This is a genomic window from Marilutibacter chinensis, assembly GCF_021725675.1.
Classification (GTDB): Bacteria; Pseudomonadota; Gammaproteobacteria; order Xanthomonadales; family Xanthomonadaceae; genus Marilutibacter; species Marilutibacter chinensis.
In genome coordinates, this window is record NZ_JAKJPO010000028.1 from 1 (window position 1) to 5366 (window position 5366).

Annotated in this window: 2 protein-coding genes; both read right to left on the bottom strand. The window is 67.5% G+C overall.

Features of this window, described 5'->3' with window-relative positions; translation table 11 throughout:
- A partial coding sequence (locus tag L3V18_RS19120) for a condensation domain-containing protein (RefSeq protein ID WP_237057053.1) occupies positions 1-1829 on the bottom strand: 1829 nt, incomplete at its 3' end.
- Positions 1826-5366: amino acid adenylation domain-containing protein (locus L3V18_RS19125; protein ID WP_237057055.1), on the bottom strand; the 3541-nt coding region annotated here is incomplete at its 5' end. The genes L3V18_RS19125 and L3V18_RS19120, both read right to left, overlap by 4 nt.

Here is a 5366-nt window from a genome sequence, read left to right on the forward strand (position 1 = left end):
ATCGCGACGCGGTCGTCGGGGCCGACCCCCAGCGCAATCAGGCGGTGCGCGAGCCGGTTGGCGCGCGCGTCCAGCTCGGCGTAGCTCAGCGACACCCCGTCGTGGCGCACCGCCTCCGCGTCGGGGTGGGTGCGCGCCCGGGCCTCGAACAGCGCATGTGCGGTGCGGTCGTGGGACCAGTCCGGACGCGACGACTGGAACCCCACGAGCACCTGCCCGCGCTCCTCCGCCGGCAGGATCGGCAGCGACGACAGCGGCGCGCTACCGCCTGCCTCCAGCGAGGCCACCAGGGCGGTCATCGCCGTTTCCATGTAACGCACCATCCTCGAACCGTCTATTCCGGCCACCGACAGCGCAGTCAGGCCGAAACGCAGACCGTAGTCCTCGACCGACATGGTCAGTGGATAGTTGTTGCGGGTCTCGCCCTGAACCATGCGGATGCCGCTCCAGGCCGAATCCGTGCCGGCAGCGGCCTCCTCGGCGGTGTCGGCACCGTAGCTGTGGCGGTAGTTGAGCAATGCGGTGAACAGAGGCAGCGGCGGCTCGACCGCACTGCAGCGCTGCGCGAGCGCAAGCGACGCCTGTTCGTGCGCAAGCAGATCGCTCAGAGCGCGCCAGGTCGCGCGCACCGCATCCGCCACCGGTACATCGAACGACCCGATCCGGATCGGCAAGGTATTGAGGAACATGCCGACGACCTGGTCGGCCGCTTCCGAGCCCTGCAAGCGGCCGGTGAGCACGGTGCCGAAGACCACGTCGTCGCGACCGCTGCAACGAGCCAGCACGTGGGCCCAGGCCACGTGGAACAACACCGCGGCCGGCACGCTGCAACGGCGCGCAGCCTCCCGGATGCGGCGGGACACGGAATCCTCGAAACGCAAACCGGTCTTGGTGACAGCCTTGGGTTCCCCCTGGACGGAAAGAACCCCAAACGGCGCGGTCGGAACCTCGACATCGCCCAGCTGGGCACGGAAGAAAGCCTCGTGCCCGGACTCCGGCATCGCATGGGTGCGCGCGATGAAGTTGCGATACGGCTGAGGCACCGGTAGTCGATCGGCCTGCCCCTTCAGAAGCAGCTCGATCTCGCCCATGACCAGCGACATCGCCACGTGGTCGCAGACCGCATGGTGACTCAGCAACGCCATCAGCATGCCGCCGCCGACCCGATCCTCGGCCACGTTCGCGGCAAGCAGAGGGGCACGGCGCAGGTCGATTCTCACCCGTTGTGGATCGCTCGCCGCCTGCAGCGCTTCCATCGCATCGGTTCCCTCGTCCACGGCGACCACGCGCACCGGCAACGGAGCACGTCGCTGGACCACCTGCACCGGCTGCGGAAGCCCCTCCCAATGGAGCGCACTGCGCAGGATGTCGTGACGGTCGATCACCTTCTGCAGCGCGTCGATGAAGGCTTCCATCCGCGCGCGATCGTCGAATGCCACGATCGAGCGCAACAGGTAGGTATCGCCTCCGGTCTCGCCTTCCAGCAGGTGATGGAACAGGATGCCTTCCTGCAGCGGGGCCAGCGGATAGATGTCCTGCACGTTGGCGACGCCGCCCGGCACGCTGGACACGATCCCGTCGATCTCCTCCTGCTTCAGGGTTACCAGCGGCAGATGCGCAGGCGTGATCCTGAGCGGCGCGGTATGCGGCGCCTCGGCGTCGCCCTGGCTGGACAGATGATCGACCAATGCCGGCTTCTGCGCCCGCAGCTGATCCATGATGTCCGCGGTCATGGCGCCGCGCGGCGCTCGCACCGCGAGATCGCCGTCTTCCACCCGGACGACGATCTCGCGCTCGCGCAGAAGATCGAGCAGCTGGAGTAGTGTCATAGCTTGTACTCTTCGATTTCCGTATCTTCGGGTGCGCCTGCGAAGGCATCGGAGATGAGGTTCTCCGGAACTTCCCATTCGGGCGCATCCTGCCGGACCAGCTGCGCCGCGAAGCCGCCAAGGGTCGGGTCGGTGAAAAGCATGCCGATATCGGCCTTCAGGCCCCGCTGGCGCAGGCGCTCCATCAGGCTGATCGCCATGAGCGAATGACCGCCGAGGTGGAAGAAGTTGTCGTTGCGGCCGATGCGCTCGAGCTCGAACAGCTCTCGCCAGATCTCCGCCACCGTCTCTTCGGTTTCGCCGCATGGCGCAACGAGGGTCTCGTCGGACGCCACTTCCTGGTCCAGCGCCAGCAGCGCGGCACGATCCACCTTGCCGTTGCCTGTCAGCGGCAACGCATCGAGGCAGATGAAGGCCGAGGGAATCATGTACTCGGCGAGATGAGCCGCCAGTCCGTCACGCAACTCGGCGACGGCCAGGTCAGCGTCGGGCACCACGAAAGCCAGCAGGCGCTTGTCTCCGCTCTCGGAGGCACGTACCAGCACCACCGCCTCGCGCACGCCCGCCGCCGCAACCAGGGCAGCTTCGATCTCGCCCAGCTCGATCCGGTAGCCGCGGATCTTCACCTGGAAATCATTGCGGCCGAGGTACTCCAGCTGGCCATCGGGCAACCAGCGTGCGATGTCGCCAGTGCGGTACATCCGTGCACCGGATTCGGCCGAGAAGGGATCCGGCAGGAAGCGCTCGGCGGTGAGCGCCGCGCGATCCAGGTAGCCGGTCGCGACCTGCGCGCCCGCGATATGGATCTCTCCACGCGCGCCCACCGGCACCGGCTCGCCATGCGTATCCAGCAGGCGAATACGTACTCCGTCGATCGGGCGTCCGATCGGAACCGCGTCACCCTCCAGGACTTCTCGACCATCGCTCGTGAACGTCGTGCAGCCGACGACCGTCTCGGTCGGGCCGTACTCGTTGACGACGCGGGCGGCCGGCAGAACCCGATCGCGGAAGCGCCTGAGCCCGCGTGTGGTCAGCTGCTCGCCGCCGACGACCACCACGTGCGCGGTACCGACCGGCGCATCTTCTGCAAGGTTCGACATCGCCTCCAGATGCGCCGGCGTCAGCTTGAACAGCCACGGCTCCGGGCGCCGCGCATAGGCCAGCACCTGCAACAGGCAGGCCTGCGGCTCCTCGGGCAGGAGCGCGACGGGCTTGCCCGACAGCCAAGGCACGAGCAGCGAGGTGACGGTCGCGTCGAAGGCCAGCGGCGTCGCCACCACGGCCCCGGCAGTCTCCCGCACCGCATAGGCGCGATTGGCGTAGGACAGGTAAGCGGCAAGCTGTGCGTGGGCCACCACCACCCCCTTCGGGTTGCCGGTCGATCCGGAGGTGTAGATCACGTATGCCGGCAGGGCCATGTCGAATCCGTCGACGAACGGATCGGCGTCGCTTTCCTCCTGCAATGTGGCGTCGTCCAGCGCGACCACCGGCACGTCGGCACGCAGGTCCGCGAGGATGTCTTGCTGCGACCCGACATCCGCGATCAGCGCCGACGGACGTGCGTCTTCCAGCATGTAGCGCTGGCGCTCGAGCGGCAGCGCCGGGTCGATCGGCACATAGGCGCAGCCGGCCTTGAGTACGGCGAGCAGACCGACCACCATTTCCGGTCCGCGCGATACCCGCAGCGCGACACGGCCACCCGGACCGGTACCCGCGGCAGCACCGACGGCAACCAGTCGATGAGCGACCCGGTTGGCGCGCCGGTTCACCTCGCGGTAGTCGAGCATCGTGCCTTCGTGGAACAGTGCGGGCGCTTCCGGCGCATGCGCCGCATGGCGCTCGAACCAGCGATGTGCCGGCACCGGTTCCACCGCGGAATCCCCGCCTCTGCCCAGCACCTCCAGCAGGCGGGTGCGCTCGGAGGCGGACGTCAGCGGCAACGTCGACAACCGGCGCCGATCGTCGGCCGCCATCGCTTCCAGCACGAGGATGAACTGATCGCGCAGGCGCTCGATCGTGCCGCGGTCGAACAGGTCGGTGGCGAACTCAAGCTCGCCGGAGAGCACGTCCTGGCCCTCGTCGGCAAAGAACAGTCCGAGGTCGAAATGCGCCTTGTAGTACAGCAGCTCCATCTGGCTCATCTCGACGCCCGGCAACGACAAGGTGCCGCCACGGGGGGTGTTGTCGAGCGTGAGCATCGCCTGGAACATCAGGTTGTGGCTCAGGCTGCGCACCGGCTGCACCGCCTCCACCACCTGCTCGAACGGCAGGTCCTGGTGCGCGTAGCCTTCCAGCGTGGTCCTCTTGACCTGCGCCAGCAGTTCGGCCACGGTCGGGTCGCCCTCGGTCCGGACACGCAGCGCCAGGGTATTGAGGAAGAACCCGATCAACGGCTCGGTCTCGGAATGCTGGCGATTGGCCACCGGCGTGCCGATCACGACATCGTCCTGCCCGCTGAGACGCGACAGCAACGTCGACCACGCCGCCAGCAGGGTCATGAACAGGGTCGTGCCATGACGCTGCGCCAGGTCGCGTACAGCCGCAGTCAGCGGCGCAGGCAGTTCGATGTCGATCCGGTCGCCGTTGTAGCTCTGCACCGGCGGCCGCGGCCGGTCGGTCGGCATGTCCAGCAGCGCGGGCGCACCGGACAGGTGCTCGCGCCAGTACCCGACCTGATCCTCAAGGCGCTTGCCCTGCAGCCAGCTGCGTTGCCAGGCCGCGTAGTCGGCGTACTGGATCGCGAGTTCCGGCAAGGGGTCGGCCTCGCCTCCGAGGAACGCGGTGTACAGCGCTTTCACTTCGCGCAGCAGCACGCCATGCGACCAGCCATCGGAGATGATGTGGTGCTGGGTGACCAACAGCACGTGCTCGCGATCGGAAAGCCGCAGCAGACGGCCGCGAATCAGCGGGCCTGTCGAAAGATCGAACAGAGCGTGTGCCTCCTCGACGCTGTGCTCGGCGACCGCTGCACTCTGCGCCGGCGGATCCAGCAGGGACAGGTCGTGACGGGTCAGGCGGAAGCCTGCACCGACTGCGCCCACGACCTGGGACGGTGCGCCGTCGACGCTCTCGAAGTGCGTGCGCAGGGTTTCGTGACGATCGACAATACGGTCGAGGCTGGCCTGCAGTGCATCGGCATCGAGCGTACCCACCAGCTTCAACGCCAACGGCATGTGGTAGGCGGAACCGGCGGCATGATCGATCTGGTCCAGCATCCACAGGCGCTGCTGCGAGTACGACAGCGGGAGTACGCCGTCGCGGTCGACGCGTACGATCGAAGGAAGCGCATCGGCGCTGGCTGCATCAATGGTGCTCGCCATCTCGCGCATGACCGGACAAGCGAACACGTCACGCAACTGCAGTTCCATGCCCAGTGCTTCGCGAACGCGCGTGACCAGTTGCACCGCGATCAGCGAGTGTCCGCCCAGTTCGAAGAAGTGGTCGTTGCGCCCCACCCGCTCCAGACCCAGCAGGTCCCGCCAGATCCCCGCGATCGCCTCCTCCACCTCACCCACCGGCGCCTCGTACGCGCGCGAC